Origin of the sequence: Derxia lacustris, from assembly GCF_002105195.1 — a bacterium.
GTDB classification, from domain to species: Bacteria; Pseudomonadota; Gammaproteobacteria; order Burkholderiales; family Burkholderiaceae_E; genus Derxia; species Derxia lacustris.
Map to the genome: position 1 here is coordinate 243,868 of NZ_MUHU01000025.1, position 17,992 is coordinate 261,859.

Below are 17,992 nucleotides of genomic sequence, written 5' to 3' on the forward strand. Positions count from 1 at the left end.
CTGTCCCGTGTCGTTGTGTTTGGTGCTGCGCTCTGCGGCGCGCGGTCCAGCCTGGGCCGAGCCGGCGCCGCCGGCAATCGGTGGCATCCGATGCCGCGCCGCAAGGCATGCTGGCGCCATTGTCGACTCAGCCCCGGGTTGTCCACGATGCCCTCGACCCCATTCCGTACCAGCGGCGCAGCGGCGGCGCCGAAGCTGGCCTTCATCGGCGCCGGCCGGCTCGCCAGCACCCTGGCGCGCGCCCTGGCCCGGCGCGGCGCCCGCGTGGTGGCCGTGGCCAGCCGCCAGCCGGCCTCGGCGCAAGCGCTTGCGGCCCGGCTGCCCGGCTGCATCGCCACCGCGGCGCAGGCCGCCGTCGATGGCGCCGATCTGGTCTTCCTCACCGTGCCCGACGACGCCATCGCGCCGGCGGCGGCGGCGCTGCGCTGGCGCGCCGGCATGGCCGTGGTGCATTGCAGCGGCGCCACCGAGCTGAGCGCGCTCGACGCCGCCGCGCAGGCCGGCGCCGCGACCGGCGGATTTCATCCGCTGCAAATCTTTTCCGATCCCGAGCTGGCGCTCGATCTGCTCGACGGCGCCAGCGTGGCGATCGAGGCGCCGGCCGCGCTCGAAGCGCAATTGCGCGCGCTGGCCGCCAGCGTGGGCCTGCGGCCGCTGCGGTTGCCGCCCGGCGCGCGGGCGCGTTATCACGGCTCGGCCGGGCATGCGGCCAGCTTTCTGCTGACGCTGCTGCATGAGGCGGCCCGGGTCTGGGCCAGCTTCGGCATCGCCGAGGACGACGCGCTGGCGGCGCTGCTGCCGATCACGCGCGGCACGCTGGCGGCGGCGCAAAGCCGCGGGCTGGCCGGCGCCGCGTCGGGGCCGCCGTCGCGCGGCGATGTGGGCGTGATGGCGCGGCATCTGGCGGCGCTCGATGCGCTCGACGCGGCCGAGCTGGCGCGCGCGAAGGAGGCGACGGAGGCGGCGAGTGCGACCGGCGCGGCAGATGAGGCCGACGCGACGCAGGCCGCGCGCGCCGCCGCCAATGCCGCGCCCGGCGGCCACGGCGCGCTCTACCGCGAACTCACGCGGCGCCAGCTCTGGCTGGTCGAGCGTGCCGGCCGGGTCGATGCCGCCCGCCTCGCCGCGATGGCCCGGCTCATCGCCGCCGCGCCCGCCGAGCGCGGCGACTGAGCCCGGTCCCAACATGACAAAAGCCGGACCCCGTGCGGGAATCCGGCTTGCCGTGCCCGGAGCGGCGCAAGCATCGGGGGCGGCCGTCAGGCCAGGGTCACCCGATCACCCCCCGCTCCCGGCGAATCCCGGTCGGTGCCGCCGGCGCGGCAAGGTCACGACCGAAAACGCTGGAACCGGCGCGATCAGGACTTGGCCGCCTTCGAGTACTCGAACTCGGGCAGCGCCTTGATCGCATCCTTGGTCGCGCCCGGCAGCACCAGCTTGCCGGCGCTCTGGCGGAACTGCTGCACCGGGATCGCCACCTCATGCTTGCCGAGGCCGACGAAGCCGCCCGCGCCGACGATGGCGTAGGACACCGAGCGGTCCGGCGCGACGATGATGTCGTCCACCTTGCCGACCTTCTCCTGCGCCTCGTTGTAGACGGTCGCGCCCAGGATCTGCTTCTTGACGCTCCAGCCGTTGATGAGCTCCTTGACCTCGGTCTGGCTGATGCCGAGGGTCGTCGAGCCGGCCTGCTGGGCCAGCGCCACGCCGGCCGTGCCGACCAGCGCGCCGGTCAGCGCGACGATGGCGAAACCTCTGGTGAGTTGCTTGTTCATTCCGGGCTCCCGTGTCTGTGTGGAGCCAGTGTCGCCGTGGGTCGCCGGCCGGCGCGCAGGCCCCCGCCGCATGGCCGCGTCGGCGCCGGCACGCAGCGGATGTCAGCCGGGCGCCGACACCGGCGGCGGCCGGCTCAGTCGCGCCGCAGGCTCGCCAGCCGCGCGCGGCACAGCGCCACCAGCTCGACCGCGCCGCCCAGCATGCCGAGCGCCAGCGCCAGCGCCGAACCGCGCGCGCTGCGCCGCACCACCACGCCGGCGGAACCGGCCAGCCGGCCGCCCGGCGATTGAATGAAGACGATCTGGCCGCGCATCGGGACTCTCCTTTCGTGGCACGCCAATGAAGGAACGGTTGCGCACCGGTGAAGCCTGCAAGCTAGTCGCGCCGCATGACCGATTCATTGCATCGGCCGGCACACGGCGGGGCTATGGTTGGGGCTGGCGCGCCGACATGGCCGCCAGCGCCCGGCGGCCTGTCTGCCGTCTTTCCGCCCCTGCCGCGCCGCAATGCCCCCAAGCCCGCCCCGCCCGCCGTCCGATGTACACCGCGCCAGCGCCGCCGCGCCGGCCGAGACCGACCTGCCCGAACTCGCCGAACTGCTCGCCATCGTCGACGGCGCGCCGGCCGATGCCGGCCTGGCGCTGCACTGCGCCGGCCACATCGGCGCCGGCGGCCGCCGCTTCATGCTGCCGGTGGTCACGCTCGGCAATCCCGATCCGGCGCTGCCGGCGCTCGGCGTGTTCGGCGGCGTGCACGGGCTGGAACGCATCGGCGCCGAGGTGGCGCTGGCCTGTCTGCGTCAGGTGGTGAGCCGGCTGGCCTGGGACGAGGCACTGCACGCCCTGCTCGACCGGCTGCGGCTGGTGTTCATGCCGGTGGTCAATCCGGGCGGGCTGTGGCTCGGCACGCGCGCCAATCCGGCCGGCGTGGACCTGATGCGCAATGCGCCGGTGGATGCCGCCGGGCGCGTGCCCTTCCTGGTTGGCGGCCAGCGCCTGGGGCCGGCGCTGCCGTGGTATCGCGGTGCAGCCGGCGCGCCGATGCAGCCCGAGGCCGAGGCCGTCTGCGCGACGGTCGAGCGCGAGCTGCTCGGCCGGCCGTTCGCGCTCAGCGTCGATTGCCATTCGGGCTTCGGCGCGGCCGACCGCATCTGGTTTCCGTATGCGCACAGTCCGGCGCCGATCGAGCATCTGCCCGAGCTGCATGCGCTCGGCGCGGTGTTCGACAGCGCGAACCCGCATCACCCCTACATCTTCGAGCCGCAGAGCCGGCAGTACCTGGCGCACGGCGACCTGTGGGACTGGCTCTACCGGCGCGCGCTCGACCGGCCGGGCAGCGTCTTCCTGCCGCTGACGCTGGAGATGGGCTCCTGGCTGTGGATCCGCAAGAACCCGCGCCAGCTGTTCTCGCGCCGGGGCATCTTCAATCCGCTGATCGGCCACCGGCAGGCGCGCGTGTTGCGGCGCCATCTGGCCTGGCTCGACTTTCTGATGCGCGCCGCCGCCAGCCACCGGCGCTGGTGCCCGCAAGGCCCGGCGCGCGAAGCTGAACGCGCGGCGGCGATCGCGCGCTGGTACATGCCGGCGCCGGCCGCCACGCCCGGGCGCTGGCCGCGGAGAGCGCGCGGATGAGTCCGCCCGCCAGCCCGCGCCACGCCGCGCCTGCTGCGCCTGCTGCGCCCGCCGCGCCTGCCGCCCAGCCCGCCGCCGGCCAGACCTGGCTGCTGCTGCGCGGCCTCACGCGCGAGACCGGGCACTGGGGCGATTTCCCGGCCACGCTGGCCGCCGCCCTGCCCGGCGCACGCGTGATCGCGCTCGACCTGCCCGGCAACGGCCGGCTGCATCGCCTGCCCAGCCCGGCGCGCGTCGAAGCCATGGCCGAGGCGGCGCGCGCGCACTGGCAGGCGCTGGCCGCCGCCCTGCCCGACGCCCATCCCGACGCGCCCGCGCCGCGCGTGAATCTGCTGGCGATGTCGCTCGGCGCGATGGTGGCCGTGGCCTGGGCCAGCCGCCATCCGCAGGAGGTGGCGCGCGCGGTGCTGGTCAACACCAGCCTGCGGCCGTTCAGCCCGCCACAGCAGCGGCTGCGCCCGGGCAACTGGCTGCGGCTGCTGGGCCTGCTGCTGCCGGGCCGCAGCGCCGCCGGCATCGAGGCCAGCGTGCTGCGCATGACCAGCGCGCGCGCCCGGCCCGGCGCGGCCACGGCGCCGGCCGGCCGGCCCGACGACCTCGCGCGCCTGCCACGCTGGACGCCGGCCGAACGCGCCGCACTGCTGGCCGACTGGGTGGCGCTGCGCAGGCGCCATCCGGTGGCGCCGGCCAATGCGCTGCGCCAGCTGCTGGCGGCCGCGCGCTTCAGCGCGCCGCGCGCCGCGCCACCGGTGCCGCTGCTGCTGCTCAATGGCGCACGCGATGCGCTGGTCAATCCGCGCTGCTCGCAGCGGCTGGCGGCGGCCTGGGGCGCCGGGCTGCGCGTGCATCCGGGCGCCGGCCACGATCTGCCGCTGGATGCGCCCGACTGGGTCGCGGCCCAGGTGCTGGCGGCCAGTGCCGCGCCGGCAGGCGACTGAGCCGGCGCACGCCGCGACCGCACCAGCGCCACGACCGCGCCGCTGCCGCCGCGGGCGCCCGCGCGCCTAGTCCTGCCCCGGCTCCTCGCCGCGCGACCTGAGCGCCCGCCGCAGCGCCTTGTGCGGCTTGCGATGCGTGCCGGCCTTGCGCTGCATCACCGCCGCCACCAGCGGATTGCGCCGTGGCGGCGCCTCGAAGGCACCGCGCCGCTGCTCCTCGCCCGAGGCCGGCGCGCCCGGCCGGCGCGTCTCGGCATCGCGGGCCTCGGCCGGCGCGGCGCGCGTGACGATCACCTTGCGGCCCGGCCCGCGCGACGGTCGCGTCATGGCGCGCTCACCGCATCCTGAAAACCGCCGCGCCGGAAGGTCAGCACCAGCGTGTCGCGAAAGCCGAGCCCGTCGCCCGATTGCAGCGGCGTGGTCTCGTGGATCACGCGCGCGTCGTCGAGCAGCAGCGCCGACCACGGCTCGGTCATGGTGAAGCGGATGCCATGCGGCCCGGCCGCGTCGAACACCCGCGTCTCGCCGCCGCGCACGCCGCTGCGCTCGACCAGCACCACCGCCACGTAATCCACGCCGTCGCGATGCGCGCCCTCGGGCGTGGGCCGGCCAATGCCGCGCGCCGTGTCGATGCGGAACTGGTGCGCCTCGATGAACCAGCGCTCCACGCCGGCCGCGCGCGCAAACAGCCGGCCCAGGCCGGCGATCAGCGCATGCCAAGCCGGCAGCGCGGCGGTCTCGTCGGCCACCGGCGCAAACCAGCGCTCGATGCCGCCATGCAGCGCGTTGTACGAAGTGGGCTGCCAGTGCGCGCGATGCGGCACGGCCGCCAGCGTGCCGGCCGCCACGTCCTGCACCAGCGAGGCATGACGCCGAAAGCGGTAGGCGCCGCCGTCGCGCAGATAGTCGTCGGGCGGCAGCGCAGCCCAGGACGGCCGCAGCGCATCGATGGCGGCCGGCGGCTGATCGGCCACGGCGGCAAGCGCCGCCGGATCGAGCACGGCAAAGCCTTGCGCGGCCAGCAGATCGGACGGCGCCGGGCCGCTCAAATGCCAGGGCGGCGTGGGCGAGAGGGCGACGGGGGCAGGCGGACAAGGCGCCCGCTCGGGCGACGAAGCGGCGGCGATGGGCAGGGACGGCGAGGCGGACACGATGGCGAGAAGTACGAAACGTGGCGAAAGCGGCCGAGGATAGGCCGATCCGCCACGCCGCAGGCGCAAACGCCAGGTGAGCCGACGGCCGCGCGTCAGGCGCTGCGCAAGCCGGTCAAAGCACCGCCGGCACGCCGCGCCGCACGCCGACCGCGCCACAGCAGCAGCGGCAGGCCCAGCGCCGCCAGACCGAAGGCGCCGGGCTCGGGCACCGCCGCCACCTCGGTCAGCGTGATGTGCGTGCTCAAAGTGCCGCCGAGATAGCCACCGCGAGTATCGGGCGTTGTGTAATTGAAACTCATATAGGCAGCGCCCCGATACGGCACCCAGCCGAGGGAAAAATCGTTGGTGCCACCAGTCGTGCCGCCAGCGCCGGACAGCGCGCCACCAATCCGGTTGAAATTGCCTCCTGCGACGTCCCACACGATTTCAGACAATGAATAAGTATGGCCAGCCACCGTCAGATTCACCGAATTCACCGAATTGAGCGTGCCGGTCAAGGAATCGGCGGTGATGCCGAAGGAACCCGTTACGGTCGAAACCGGCGGCGGCTCGTAAATTCCAGACGGCTCCCAGAAATTGGTCGACGTGAAACTCAGATCGTAATTCCTCAATTCCGCCTGGGCGGTGCCGCTTGCAATCAGTGCAGCCGCCAGCACGGCCCTCGAAAACAGCTTGCCATTCATGATCTTCTCCGTTGGATTGCGCGGCCAATTGCCCAATGCCGGCGGCAGCAGGCAATCGGCAGCGATCCATCAAATCATGCAAGCAAGCCGGCGGTAATGACGGACAGGCCTGTCCGGGCAGAATCTCCGAATCGGACTTGGCATTGCGCGCCAAGCCCAAATTGCCTCATTGCGCAATCGTCGAATGGCGTGATGCACGACGCCCGGCTCAAAACCCGTTGCGCATCAGCCAGTCGGCCAGCGGCGCGCGCCACAGCCGCGGACCGCGATAAAACGCCAGATGGCCATCCGCCCCGGGCAGCGCCGGCAGCGCGATGAAAGTGGTCGGGCTGCCGCCGGCCGCGAATGCCGCATGCCAGCTGCGCGGCGCCGCCTCGCCCCAGTACTGGTCGTTGGCCGAGTAGAGCCACACATTCGGCAGCCGCGTCGTGCGGCCGAACTCGCCGTACAGCGCCTCCAGCAGCTCGGGCGAGCAGACCCGCCCCTGGGTCGCCGGCGAACCACCGGCCCCGCCCGCGAAATTGATGCAGCCCACCACGCCCGGCGGATTGGCGGCGCACAGCGCCACCGTCGTCAGGCCGCCGGCCGACTGGCCTTCGAGCAGCAACCGGTCGGCCTGGGCCCAGGGCTGGGCGCGGACCCAGTCGATCGCGGCCAGCATTGCGCGGCGCCCGGCCAGCGCGGTGCGCGACGGATCGGGCCGGGCGGTGCAACTGCCATCCGCATCGTGACGCGCACCCGACGACTCGGCATCGGCGCCGCCGGTCTCGCCATAGCCGGGCCGGAATGGCGCCACCACCGCATAGCCGCGTTGCAGCCATTCGCGCACCCGCGCCGCCGGCAGCGGCTGCTTCATGTGCAGGCGCTCGAAAGCCGTGCCGACCCGCCCATGCGAAAACACCAGCACCGGAAACGGCCCCGGCCCGTCGGGCCGATAGACCTGCGCCACCATTTCGAGATCGCCGCCAAAAGCGCCGGCACCCGGCACCGGAATGCGCTGCATTTCGGGCACCGGCTCGGCCGCCTCCTGCGCCTGCGCCGAATGCGCCAGCCAGAGTGCCGCCAGCAGCGCCCACGCCTTGAGTCCGATCATTGCTCGCCCGAATCGAAATTGAACGCGGGCGATGATAGGCAAGATGGCGCGCGGCGGAATCCAAGGAGCGCCAGCCAAATCCGGCGCAATTTCCGGCAATCAATGCTCGGCGATATGCGCCCGCAATTGACGACCAGATCGGCGGTGACTCCGAATGCCCAGCATTCTGAGAATCGGCCGATTTGCCATCGAGCAGATCGGCCATGACAACGAACCCACGAAGAACAAGCCATCGGGATTGCGGCCGACAATCGCCACATAAGCGATCAGGACAAACAGATAAATCTCGATGGCAATCGCCAGCGGTCCTTCATCGGGCAAATGCACCATCACGCTGTACCCGGCAATTCCGCCATTGAATTCGACAAACGCCAGCAGCAGCCCGCCGAGCAATAGAAGAATCGCAAGACAACGGGCCCACCATGCCACCTTGCGCCCCCCGATTGAGTGATTCATTGCGTCGCCCCGATCGACATTGGCCCTCCGATGTGATGGCTAGGAGCTTAGCCAAGGGGCCTCCGATCCGGGAATCCTAATTCGCCTCGGATAATTCAGTCCGCTGCAGCAAAGTTGCAAGCGCGACCGGATCGCTCGGGAATTGAGCGGTCACAGCATCGCCTGTTTGGGTGAATCGCTAGCACGGTCAAATGGCTGCAAATTCACTCGCAGCGCAATTGGCGGACGAAATACTCGGCAATTGCGCAATTCGCTCACAGGCGGCAATTGCCGGCGTGGCGCCTCACAACTCCAGCGCCAGCAGCGCCGCGCGCATCACCGCCGGATCGGCTTCCAGGCCGGTCCAGTGGCGGATGCCGATCACCCCCTGATTCACCAGCATGCCCAGCCCGTCGGCCACGGCGCAGCCGCGTTCGCGCGCGGTGCGCAGCAGCCGGGTCAGCGGCGGGTTGTGGATGCCGTCGGCCACGACCATGGTCGGCAGCAGCGTGCTCACGTCGATGGCGGGCATCGCGTCCACGTCGGGGAACAGGCCGACCGAGGTGGCGTGGACGACCAGATCGGTGTCGGGCGGGATGCGGAAGCTGCCGTCCCAGGGCAGATGGCGCGCCTCGGCCGGCGTGTGGCGCGCGACCAGCTCGGCCAGCGCGGCACCGCGCTCGCGCCCCCGGTTGACGATGCCGATGCGCGTGACGCCGGCCAGCGCCAGCTCCACCGCCACCGCGCGCGCCGCGCCGCCGGCGCCAAACACCAGCGCCGTCTTGCCGGCCGGATCGGCGACCGCGCGCAGCGCCTGCACAAAGCCCTGGCCGTCGGTGTTCTCGCCGATCAGCGCATCGCCGCGCCGCACGATGGTGTTGACCGCGCCGATGATGCGGGCCGACTCGCCCAGCCCGTCGAGATGCTCGATGACCGCCACCTTGTGCGGGATCGAGCAGTTGAAGCCGCGCCAGCCCATTGCGCGCGCGCCGCGCACCGCCGCGCCCAGCTGCTCGGGCGCCACCTCGCAATTGAGGTAGCGCCAGTCGAGCCCGAGCGCGCGATAGGCCGCCTCGATCATCGCGACGGTGGGGTTCTCGGCGGCCGGCATGGCAAACGAGCCGGTGAGCGGGACGAGGAAGTTGTGGGCCATGACGGGCGCTTTCGCAGGAATTGGGGCGCGCCATCGTCGCCGCGCCCGGCCCGGCGCAATGGCAGCGCCGCCGCATCTATTTGTACGATCACCGCATTTCTACCCCCGCCAATGCGCGCAAAAGGAGAAGCCGATGCGGCCCTGGCTCGAAACCGTGGTGATGCCCGCCGACCGCTCCTGGCTGCTGTTCGACCGCCAGCTGGCGAGCTTTCCGTTCAACTGGCACTACCACCCCGAGTTCGAGCTGACGCTCACGCTCGGCAGCGAGGGCATGCGCTTCGTGGGCGACCACATCGCGCGCTATGGCGACGGCGACCTGGTGCTGGTCGGCCCCAACCTGCCGCACGCCTGGGAATCGAGCCGCACGGTCGGCGCCGCGCCGCGCCATCGCGCGATGGTCTGCTGGTTTACCGAGGCCTGGATCGGCGCGCTGATCGAGGTGTCGCCCGAACTGGCGCCGCTGCGCCGGCTGCTCGATGCGGCGGGCAGCGGCCTGCTGTTCAGCCCCCAGGCACGCGAACGCGCCGCGCGGCAACTGCTGGCGCTGGTCGGCGCCGCACCCGAGCGGCACTGGCTCGGGCTGATCGAGACGCTGCTCGGCCTGTGCGCCGATGCCGACCGGCAGACGCTGGCGACCAGCGCCATCACCCCGGCCGGCAACTCGCGCGAGCGCCAGCGGCTGGCCCAGGTGCTCGACTGGCTCAACGCCCACTACACCGAGCCGGTGGCGCTGGAAGCGCTGGCCGCGCTGGCCCATGTGAGCCCGAGCCAGCTCCAGCGGCTGTTCAAGCGCAGCACCCGCATGTCGATCAGCGCCTATGTGACGCAGCGCCGCATCGGCCACGCCTGCGCGCTGCTGGCGCAAGGCGCGCTGCCGGTGGCGCAGGTGGGCGCGAGAGTGGGCTATGCCGAGCCGGGATATTTCACGCGGCAATTCCGCGCCGCAAAAGGATGCACGCCGAGCGGATATCGGGCGGTAATGGCGCGGGAAATTGTCGGCGCGGGCTGAGATTGCGCGCCGCTTTGCCGGCAATTGGTGGCAGGCGCCAAATCGTGAATGCGGCTGAGCCTATTCGAATGCCTTGCCGCGCCCGGCCTTTACTTGTGCGCGAATTGCCTTGCCCTTGAGCCGGCGCTGCTTGGCGCCATAACTCGGCTTGGTCGCGCGCCGGACCGGATCGACGTGCAAGGCCTCGGCGACCATTTCCTCCAGCCGCGCAATTGCCTCAAGCCGATTCTGATCGCGGCTGCGCGCCGACTGCGCCTTGATGACGATGCAGCCATCCTTGGTCAGCCGCTGATCGGACAAGGCCAGCAGCGTTTGCTTGGCCGATTCGGGCAGCGAGGAGGCGTTGATGTCGAAACGCAAATGCACCGCGCTGGAAACCTTGTTGACATTCTGCCCACCCGGGCCCTGCGCGCGAATGGCGATGAATTCGATTTCGCGGGGGTTGATTTTGGGGGGCATAGGAGTGGGCGGAGGAATGAGGCAATGAGCATTCAGCCGCGCAATACAGGTGAATAGCGCCGATCAGCGCGGATGCGTTTCGATGTACTCCCTGAGCACGCTATCCATCCGAGACTGCCAGCCAGCCCCGGTCGATTTGAAATAGGCCACGACTTCGGGGCTATAGCGAATCGACACCAGCAATTTCCGGCTTTGGGATTTAGGCCGACCCGGCAAGTTGCGCAGCGGAACCATCGATGCCAGTTGCTCATCGGTCAAGGGTTGCGCATCGGGATCGGACTTTGCCGCCGCGAGAATGGCAGCGTCTTCCTCTTCGGTCGGCATGACGATCAATGGGTGCTTAGAAGTTTTCGACATAGTGCTTTACCTCGCGACGTTCGGCTTTGCGCAAACTGATGATGCGGCGAACATCGCCGCGATCCACAAAGGCAACGTAGTACAAAATATTGGTTTCAGGTGCGAGGGCAATCATCCGCAATTCGCCGTACTGAAACCGGTTGTCGATCCAGACCAATGCCGATCCCCAATCCAATTGCTCGGCCAACGCAAGAGACACTCCATGCTTGGCGCGATTGGAAACATCCTTGGCTGAATCGTACTCAATGCGCATGGTTTAGCGTAGCTACAGTAATTATTGTTGTCAAGTTACATTGCATTCTGCGCCGTTTGACGCCGATAACTCTTCCGGCTCATTTCTGAAGCCACTTGCAACGATTGGCGCTTCGGTGCTCGTGAATTCCATGTTGGCGCAGGTGTTCAGCCCTCCAGGACGCCGGGTATAAGACTGCAAGGTTTATCGCTTGAGCCAGAGCCATCGATTAGTCTTCACGTTTTGGGGGAGTCCATATACGACCAGTTAGACCGGCGAGAGAAGAGATAGCGTTGCGTTCAACGCCACTCCTGTATCGACGACCAGCTTCGAAACACGATCATGCTCACTGGTAAGCAAGTCTTTGACGCTTGTTTCGGCATACGTAGTTTCTTTGAAGCTGAAAGACTCAAAACGCAGTTCATACGGATTGCTTGCCGAACCAGTTGCATCCGCCCAGAGGTTGGTACGAATGATACTTCTGTGTTTTCCTTGGTTCGCCAGTGCCGCAATGTGAAGCGCTTCCCCTCCGCTAGAAAATTGCTCTAGCAGAGTTGACAGTGAGGCAAGAACAGCATTCGCGCGCAAAAGCTTGGCAACTGAGGCGCTTGTTATATCCCGCGCTGGAAGCGGTTTGGCAGATGAATTCAAGCCCAAGCTGAAGTACAAAGCATGACCGAAAATGTCTCCGATGGCATGAATGCTTTGCACACAAGCAAGCACATTTGCCCCAACCATTGTCAGACAGAGATCGAGCTTGCTTTGCTCTTCGTCAGTACCTCCAAGTAGAACTTCAATCATTGATGTCGAGGCTAGCTTTTGATCAATGTGCCCACTGAGAATTGATCGAGCTTCGTCAAAGTGATAGTGAGCGAAGCGCCTTCGGTCAATCACTGAGCGCAGACTTGGCTTTGCAAGCTCCAACTGCTCAGGCCCAAACAGCCTTTTAATATGGCCCCGGGTCTCTTCTAGGTTCCATGTGGTCATAGAAAATGGCCTAACAATACCTTTCACAATGCCACGCAACACGGCAGCTTCGTATTTTGAGCGTAAAGCTGGATGAGTCGTCGAGGCACCTTCGTTTCCGATGCCGTCACTCGCAGAAGAGGCAGCATTTACCGCCCGACAGCAAACTCAATCGGGCTTAGCGCCCCTTCAAGGCTTTCATTCACACCGCCCGCGCCAACTGCCGCCGCGCCATGAACGGATTCGCCAGCGCAAACAGCGAGTGAATCTGCGCGGTGTTCTTCTCCAGACCGCGATAGCGAACCGAACCTTGGCGAATCCGAACTGCCGCTTGATGATCCGGAACGGATGCTCGACCCGCGCCCGGACTTTCGAGATCAGGTGATTGATCTGGCGATCCACTTGCCAGCGCGGTTCGCCCGGTGTCTTGCGCAGAGCGATACCGAGGAATTGCCCGCGCTCGGCGCAGCGCCGGAGAATGTCGGGATAGTCGTAGCCGCGATCTGCCCACACGGCGGTTTCGTCACCATGCAGCAATTGATCGAAACGGCATTTGTCGTTGACGCCAGCGGTGCTGGTCACAACGGTATGCACCAGGCCCGATTCGGCATCGACGCCGATATGGGCCTTCATGCCGAAGTACCACTGCTGGCCTTTCCTGGTTTGCGTCATATCCGGATCGCGCTGGCCGTCGGCGTTCCTGGTTGAACTCGGGGCGTTGATGATCGTGGCGGTGCGCAGGATCAGGCCGCGCGACTTGAGCAATTGTCGGACTTCGGCGCCAATGGCTTCGGTAAGCTTGTGCTTCTCCAGCAGGTGACGGAATCGCAGAATCGCGGTGTCGGACGGAATAGCGTCGTCGATCAGGCTCAGGCCGGCAAAACGGCGCATCGATTCGCTTTCGTGCAGCTCGTCTTCCATCGCCGGATCGGACAACGCAAACTATTGCTGCATGAAGTGCACGCGCAGCATGGCTTCGAGCGGCAGCGTCGGGCGGCCGCCGCGCAGGTCGGTCTTCGGATAATGCGGTTCGATCACCGCTATCAGTGCTGCCCACGGAATCACTGCGTCCACTTCACGGAGGAATCTTTCCCGCCGCGTCACGCGCTTCTTGTTGGCGTAGTCGAGCGAGGCGAAGGATCTACTTCATGGTGTGGCCCCGGAAGAGATGGCGGCTATTGTCAATGTTCCGGCGAGGTTGTGAAGAGCATCCCTAGTTGGTTTGATATGGGTAGCGCGTTGATTGTTCGCGGAATTCGTCGAAGAAAGCGAATTCGTCATCAGGAGCAATTGGTATCGGATCTGTATTCGCAATTTTTCTCACGTAAATCTGCCCCTGATAGCGCATTGGATTCTTTACGCGCGAAAGCTTCAACAGCACAACGTCCTTGTCGTAGTACTTTACAAAGACGACATTACGTTGAATTTGTCTTTTAACTTCGTCGTTCACGGGCTCCTTCTCGATGCACTGCTGTAAAAATTGCTGGTATTGATCAATACCTCTATGGAACTTTGCCGCTTCTGCTCCTATACCAGCGACGTAAAAATTGTCGTACTTGCGGGCCCGAGAGCCATACGTCTGATTGTGGCGATTCGCATCTTGCCCATCGTCAGCAACTCCGAGAATTACATAGTTGTCGCCCGTGTGTGAATTGCACATTGCTGTAAGAGTGCGAACTATTTTGGAAAGTAGAGCATGATTGAAATCTGATTTAGATCCAAGGGAGTAAAGACCAATCTTGAAGTCGTAGCAGACATTCTCAGTTCTCGATTGATTTAGGATATTCTCCAAATTCTCCACCCAAGACAGTGCAGTAGGATCCATTCCTTCTCTTGGAACAAAATGTCCAGCCATCACTCCCGAGACAGCGTGAATCATCTGTACACGATGCCTCTGCTGCCATTTGTTGTCACTATTCAATTCACCCATACAATTCGTGGCTATACCGCGCAAAGCTTGCGCCAAGGTGCGATAGTTCTGCACCTTGCGGTTTTTTTGCATTAAGAGCTCATAAAATGAGAGGTATAAGACTTGGTATGCATTCTGCAGTCGCTTCGGCTCATCGGTATACAGATGAGCAGCAAGGTTATCGCCGAATTCATCAATAGTTTTACGAAGCTCATCAAAAACAAAGCAGAAGTGCTTGTAGATTGTTTCGGCACCGTATTTCAAAACCGCGTCACTCGCAGCGATCGCAAGGGCCGATCCATCTGAATAAACATCGTCCAGAAATCGAGAAGAAGTTTGAGCATCTTCTTTAAGAAGCATATGAAGAAGAATGTGAGCCACAACCTCCTCGTCTCTAGACGCCAAGATATTCTCTTCGGTCAGAATATGACATTTATTCCAAAAAGTCTCTTTGATTTTAATCCCGTAATTCAAGTCCTCTTTAGTAAGACTGATGCTCCGCATTGCATCTAAATCAACAATGTCCGTGTGCGATGCATCTCCACGTATGTAGATCGCACACCTTCGAACTAGTTGTGGAAATTCTGAAATTGCGCCAGCTTGGCGCACTTCGTGACGGGAAAGTCTCACGCCACCAGTATTGATCCGACGAAATGTTTCATCGACGTTTGTAACTGAGGTGTACGTAGAAGTGGAGATCGGCAAAGGATAATTAAGTATTTTTGAGCAAGACTCGAAAGGTAGAGTTGGAGTCTTCTGAGCGAGCGTTCCTTCCTGTAGAAGCTTATTGGTTTCTGCGACAGTGCTTAGATCAAAGTACTGTCCCTGTACTGGAAACTCGCCTTCGATAAATGAGGTAATCGCCTCGAGTCGCTGCATGCCGTCAAGGATCTCAAAGCAAGACCCACGTGTTGCATGGTTGAAACCAACACCTAAGAACAAAGGCACTGGATACTCATTCATCAGCGAATCGATGAAACGCTGCTTCTCGGCCAGAGTCCAAACCAACTTGCGCTGGTATCGTCTATTAACAATGAATTTGCCTTGGCGAAAGCTGCTGTATACTGACTGAACGGGTTCGCCACGAATATTTAGATTGTTCTGCAATGATGTGCTCCTCTGATAGGTGCTTGGAGTGCAAGAGCTATACGCCCTGATTTGTTTTAGCCTGAGTATCGCGCCTCATACACCTTCACTCGTCGCTACACTTGACACTGATTCATCAAGTTTACTCAATAATTCACTGCTTCCACGAGCATTTTGATTGATCCGGATAATTTCGTCCACACACCACACATCATATAAACCCTGCATGCCTTTGGTAACTGTGAAAAAATCCAAAGTGGTCACTGGATAAGCTGACACCAGCCAAGACAATTAACGAAAATTCAATCGCTTGCGCCGCAGCTTGCCTAATAAATTGGCGCCGACATCAGCCAATCGTTCCAATTTTAATCTGAAAACTAAAAGGGGCAGCCAGACTCGCATCCGACTACCCTTATAATTCATTCAGGTGAACTCACCCGAATAAAAACCACACCCCAAGGATATTCGTCACAATCTCGCCTCTACTATTTATTGAGCCTGCATCCCGTTGATTTATTGGAGCGGCGCGCATGGTGGAGGTGATTGTGAAGACGCTCCCTAATTCACCGCCCCTTCGCCGCAGCCACATCCGCCGAAGCCAGCGCAGTCATATTCACCACCCGCCGCATCGTCGCCGACGGCGTCAGAATATGCGCCGGCTTCGCAGTCCCCAGCAGAATCGGCCCCACCGTCACCCCATGCCCGCCGGTAATCTTCAGCACATTGAAGAGAATATTGGCGGCATCGATATTCGGCAGCACCAGCACATTGGCCGATCCGGTCAATGAGGTTTCCGGCAGCACATGCAGCCGAATCTCTTCCGACAGTGCCGCATCGCCGTGCATTTCGCCATCGCATTCGATATGCGGCGATTGCAGCTTGAACAGATCAGCCGCCTTGCGCACCCGCAATGCCGACGGCCGCTTGCTGCTGCCGAACATGCTGTGCGACAGAAAGGCCACTTTCGGCGGCAAGCCAAATCGCCGCACTTCTTCCGCTGCCATGCGCGCGATTTCGGCCAATTCCTCGGCCGTGGGTTCTTCGTTGATGAAGGTGTCGGTCACGAACAGCGTGTGCTCGTCGAGCATCAGCGCATTCATGCTGGCCATCACCTTGGCGCTGGCGCTTTTGCCGATCACGGTTTCCACATGCGCAAAGTGGGCGTCGTAGCGGCCGACGAGGCCGCAGAGCATGGCGTCGGCATCGCCGCGCCGCACCAGCATGGCGGCGATCAGCGTGTTGGAGCGCCGCATGGCGATCTTGGCGGCGTCGGGCGAGACGCCTTCGCGGCCCATGAGGCGGGCGTAGTCGTCGCAGTAGTCGCGGTAGCGCGGGTCGTTGTCGGTGTCGACCACTTCCACGTCGGCGCCCAGCTTGAAGCGCAGGCCGGCGCGTTCGATGCGCGCGGCGATCACGGCCGGGCGGCCGATGAGGATGGGCTTGGCCAGACCGTCGTCGAGCACCACCTGCACGGCGCGCAGCACGCGTTCGTCCTCGCCCTCGGCATAGACCACGCGGGCCGGCGCGGCCTTGGCCTGGCCGAACACCGGGCGCATGAACATGCCGGTCTGGTACACGAAGCGGCCGAGCGATTCGCGGTAGGCGTCCATGTCGGCGATGGGGCGCTCGGCCACGCCCGATTCCTCGGCGGCCTTGGCCACGGCCGGCGCGATGCGCAGGATGAGCCGCGAGTCGAACGGCTTGGGGATGAGGTAGTCGGGGCCGAAGCGCAGTTCCTGCCCGGCGTAGGCGGCGGCCACTTCGTCGCTGATGTCGGCCTTGGCCAGCGCGGCGATTTCGCGCACGCAGGCGAGCTTCATGGCTTCGGTGATGCGGCGGGCGCCGCTGTCGAGTGCGCCGCGGAAGATGTACGGGAAGCAGAGAACGTTGTTCACCTGGTTCGGGTAGTCGCTGCGGCCGGTGGCGATGATGCAGTCGGGCCGGACGGCCTTGGCCAGCTCGGGGCGGATCTCGGGCTCGGGGTTGGCGAGCGCCAGGATGATCGGCTGGCTGGCCATGGTCTTGACCATGTCGGCGGTGAGCGTGCCGGCGGCCGAGCAGCCCAGGAACACGTCGGCGCCGTTGACCACGTCGGCCAGGGTGCGGGCGGCGGTGCTTTGCAGATAACGCTTCTTGCTGGCATCGAGCCGGTCGGCGTCGGCGCGGTCGGCCTGGATCACGCCCTTGCTGTCGCAGACGTAGACGTTCTCGCGCTTGACGCCGAGGCCGATCATCACGTCGAGGCAGGCGATGGCGGCGGCGCCGGCGCCCGAGACGGCGACCTTCACGTCGCCGATCTGCTTGCCGACCACTTCAAGCGCATTGATGAGCGCGGCGCTGCTGATGATGGCGGTGCCGTGCTGGTCGTCGTGGAACACCGGAATGTTCATGCGCTCGCTGAGCGCGCGCTCGATGTAGAAGCACTCGGGCGCCTTGATGTCCTCAAGGTTGATGCCGCCGAGCGTGGGCTCCATGGCGGCGATGATCTCGATGAGCTTGTCGGGGTCGCGCTCGGCCAGCTCGATGTCGAACACGTCGATGCCGGCAAATTTCTTGAACAGGCAGCCCTTGCCTTCCATCACCGGCTTGCCGGCCAGCGGGCCGATGTCGCCGAGGCCGAGCACCGCGGTGCCGTTGGTGATGACGCCCACGAGGTTGCCGCGCGAGGTGTATTCGGCGGCCTTGCTCGGGTCGGCCTGGATGTCGAGGCAGGGATAGGCGACGCCGGGCGAATAGGCGAGCGACAGGTCGCGCTGGTTGGCGAGCGGCTTGGTGGCGTTGACCGAGATTTTTCCGCGCGTGGGGAAGCGGTGGTAGTCGCGGGCGGCATCGCGCAGGGCGATTTCCGCGTCGCTGGTTGGGGCGGCGCCGGACTCGATTTCGGTGGACATGGGTGAAGCCTCTCTGACGATTGCTGTTTGGAATTTTTTGTATGTGAGGCGGTGCGCGGGCTGCGCGCTTGCCAGCCGGAGGGGCGCGGACGTTAGCGCGCCCGCCCGGGCTTGCCAATGACGGCTATCCGCAGATCGCACGGCGTTACAGGTTTCGGGCCAGGGCCGGCGGAGCGGAAGGACGGCCGGCGGCGGCGCGGCGTGGCGCACATCGGCCGGG

At 65.1% G+C, this 17,992-nt stretch carries 18 protein-coding genes and 1 pseudogene; 4 read left to right on the forward strand and 15 right to left on the reverse strand.

The annotated features are described in order from the left end of the window. Positions 1-147: 147 nt before the first annotated feature. Entirely contained in the window at positions 148-1,173 is a 1,026-nt protein-coding gene (locus B9P64_RS17085) for a DUF2520 domain-containing protein (protein ID WP_085317213.1), read from the forward strand. A gap of 185 nt (positions 1,174-1,358) precedes the next feature. Here B9P64_RS17085 and B9P64_RS17090 read toward each other — a convergent pair whose 3' ends face one another. Both B9P64_RS17090 and B9P64_RS17095 read right to left on the reverse strand, forming a co-directional pair. Further along, on the reverse strand, positions 1,359-1,775 hold the full coding sequence (locus tag B9P64_RS17090; RefSeq protein WP_085317214.1) for a PRC-barrel domain-containing protein: 417 nt from the start codon (positions 1,773-1,775) through the stop codon (positions 1,359-1,361). A gap of 134 nt (positions 1,776-1,909) precedes the next feature. Beyond that, positions 1,910-2,089 (reverse strand): hypothetical protein, encoded by a 180-nt coding sequence (locus B9P64_RS17095; RefSeq protein ID WP_085317215.1) that lies wholly within the window; start codon positions 2,087-2,089, stop codon positions 1,910-1,912. Between the two features lie 193 nt (positions 2,090-2,282). On the opposite strand from B9P64_RS17095, the gene B9P64_RS17100 reads away from it, so the two are divergent. Both B9P64_RS17100 and B9P64_RS17105 read left to right on the forward strand, forming a co-directional pair. After that, the gene (locus B9P64_RS17100; RefSeq protein ID WP_085317216.1) at positions 2,283-3,407 is read left to right on the forward strand and encodes a M14 family zinc carboxypeptidase; all 1,125 of its coding nucleotides are present in this window, start codon (positions 2,283-2,285) and stop codon (positions 3,405-3,407) included. After that, positions 3,404-4,345 carry an alpha/beta fold hydrolase gene (locus B9P64_RS17105; protein WP_085317217.1) on the forward strand — a complete coding sequence of 314 codons (942 nt, stop codon included), beginning with the start codon at positions 3,404-3,406 and terminating at the stop codon, positions 4,343-4,345. The genes B9P64_RS17100 and B9P64_RS17105 overlap by 4 nt, the downstream gene beginning before the upstream one ends. Positions 4,346-4,411: 66 nt before the next feature. Here B9P64_RS17105 and B9P64_RS17110 read toward each other — a convergent pair whose 3' ends face one another. The 6 genes from B9P64_RS17110 to B9P64_RS17135 form a co-directional block, all read right to left on the reverse strand. Then, entirely contained in the window at positions 4,412-4,672 is a 261-nt protein-coding gene (locus B9P64_RS17110; protein ID WP_085317218.1) for a hypothetical protein, read from the reverse strand. After that, the gene (locus tag B9P64_RS17115) at positions 4,669-5,394 is read right to left on the reverse strand and encodes a 2OG-Fe dioxygenase family protein (protein WP_085317219.1); all 726 of its coding nucleotides are present in this window, start codon (positions 5,392-5,394) and stop codon (positions 4,669-4,671) included. The genes B9P64_RS17110 and B9P64_RS17115 overlap by 4 nt, the downstream gene beginning before the upstream one ends. Positions 5,395-5,591: 197 nt before the next feature. Next, positions 5,592-6,182 carry a hypothetical protein gene (locus B9P64_RS17120; RefSeq protein ID WP_085317220.1) on the reverse strand — a complete coding sequence of 197 codons (591 nt, stop codon included), beginning with the start codon at positions 6,180-6,182 and terminating at the stop codon, positions 5,592-5,594. 208 nt (positions 6,183-6,390) lie between these two features. Next, a complete protein-coding gene (locus tag B9P64_RS17125; protein WP_085317221.1) occupies positions 6,391-7,275 on the reverse strand; it encodes an alpha/beta hydrolase family protein in 885 nt (294 codons plus the stop codon). A 99-nt stretch (positions 7,276-7,374) separates the two neighbouring features. Then, positions 7,375-7,731 (reverse strand): hypothetical protein, encoded by a 357-nt coding sequence (locus tag B9P64_RS17130; protein WP_139826357.1) that lies wholly within the window; start codon positions 7,729-7,731, stop codon positions 7,375-7,377. Positions 7,732-8,014: 283 nt separating this feature from the next. Further along, a complete protein-coding gene (locus B9P64_RS17135; protein WP_085317223.1) occupies positions 8,015-8,863 on the reverse strand; it encodes a shikimate dehydrogenase family protein in 849 nt (282 codons plus the stop codon). Between the two features lie 133 nt (positions 8,864-8,996). Here B9P64_RS17135 and B9P64_RS17140 point away from each other — a divergent pair, with 133 nt between their 5' ends. Then, positions 8,997-9,872 carry an AraC family transcriptional regulator gene (locus B9P64_RS17140; protein WP_085317224.1) on the forward strand — a complete coding sequence of 292 codons (876 nt, stop codon included), beginning with the start codon at positions 8,997-8,999 and terminating at the stop codon, positions 9,870-9,872. A 60-nt stretch (positions 9,873-9,932) separates the two neighbouring features. Here the strand turns inward: B9P64_RS17140 and arfB are convergent, their stop codons facing one another. From arfB to B9P64_RS17170, 7 genes and pseudogenes are all read right to left on the reverse strand, one after another. After that, positions 9,933-10,331, reverse strand: a complete 399-nt coding sequence (arfB, locus tag B9P64_RS17145) for an alternative ribosome rescue aminoacyl-tRNA hydrolase ArfB (RefSeq protein ID WP_085317225.1) — start codon at positions 10,329-10,331, stop codon at positions 9,933-9,935. A gap of 63 nt (positions 10,332-10,394) precedes the next feature. After that, positions 10,395-10,655, reverse strand: coding sequence for a BrnA antitoxin family protein (locus B9P64_RS17150; RefSeq protein WP_235840025.1), 261 nt, complete (start codon positions 10,653-10,655; stop codon positions 10,395-10,397). Positions 10,656-10,671: 16 nt separating this feature from the next. Beyond that, the gene (locus tag B9P64_RS17155; protein ID WP_085317227.1) at positions 10,672-10,941 is read right to left on the reverse strand and encodes a BrnT family toxin; all 270 of its coding nucleotides are present in this window, start codon (positions 10,939-10,941) and stop codon (positions 10,672-10,674) included. Between the two features lie 246 nt (positions 10,942-11,187). After that, on the reverse strand, positions 11,188-11,907 hold the full coding sequence (locus B9P64_RS24555) for a hypothetical protein (RefSeq protein ID WP_139826358.1): 720 nt from the start codon (positions 11,905-11,907) through the stop codon (positions 11,188-11,190). A 181-nt stretch (positions 11,908-12,088) separates the two neighbouring features. Further along, positions 12,089-12,990, reverse strand: a pseudogene (locus tag B9P64_RS17160) (IS5 family transposase). Between the two features lie 109 nt (positions 12,991-13,099). Continuing rightward, positions 13,100-14,902 (reverse strand): GmrSD restriction endonuclease domain-containing protein, encoded by a 1,803-nt coding sequence (locus B9P64_RS17165; protein WP_085317228.1) that lies wholly within the window; start codon positions 14,900-14,902, stop codon positions 13,100-13,102. A gap of 542 nt (positions 14,903-15,444) precedes the next feature. Beyond that, positions 15,445-17,772, reverse strand: coding sequence for an NADP-dependent malic enzyme (locus B9P64_RS17170; protein WP_085317229.1), 2,328 nt, complete (start codon positions 17,770-17,772; stop codon positions 15,445-15,447). Positions 17,773-17,992: the final 220 nt, after the last annotated feature.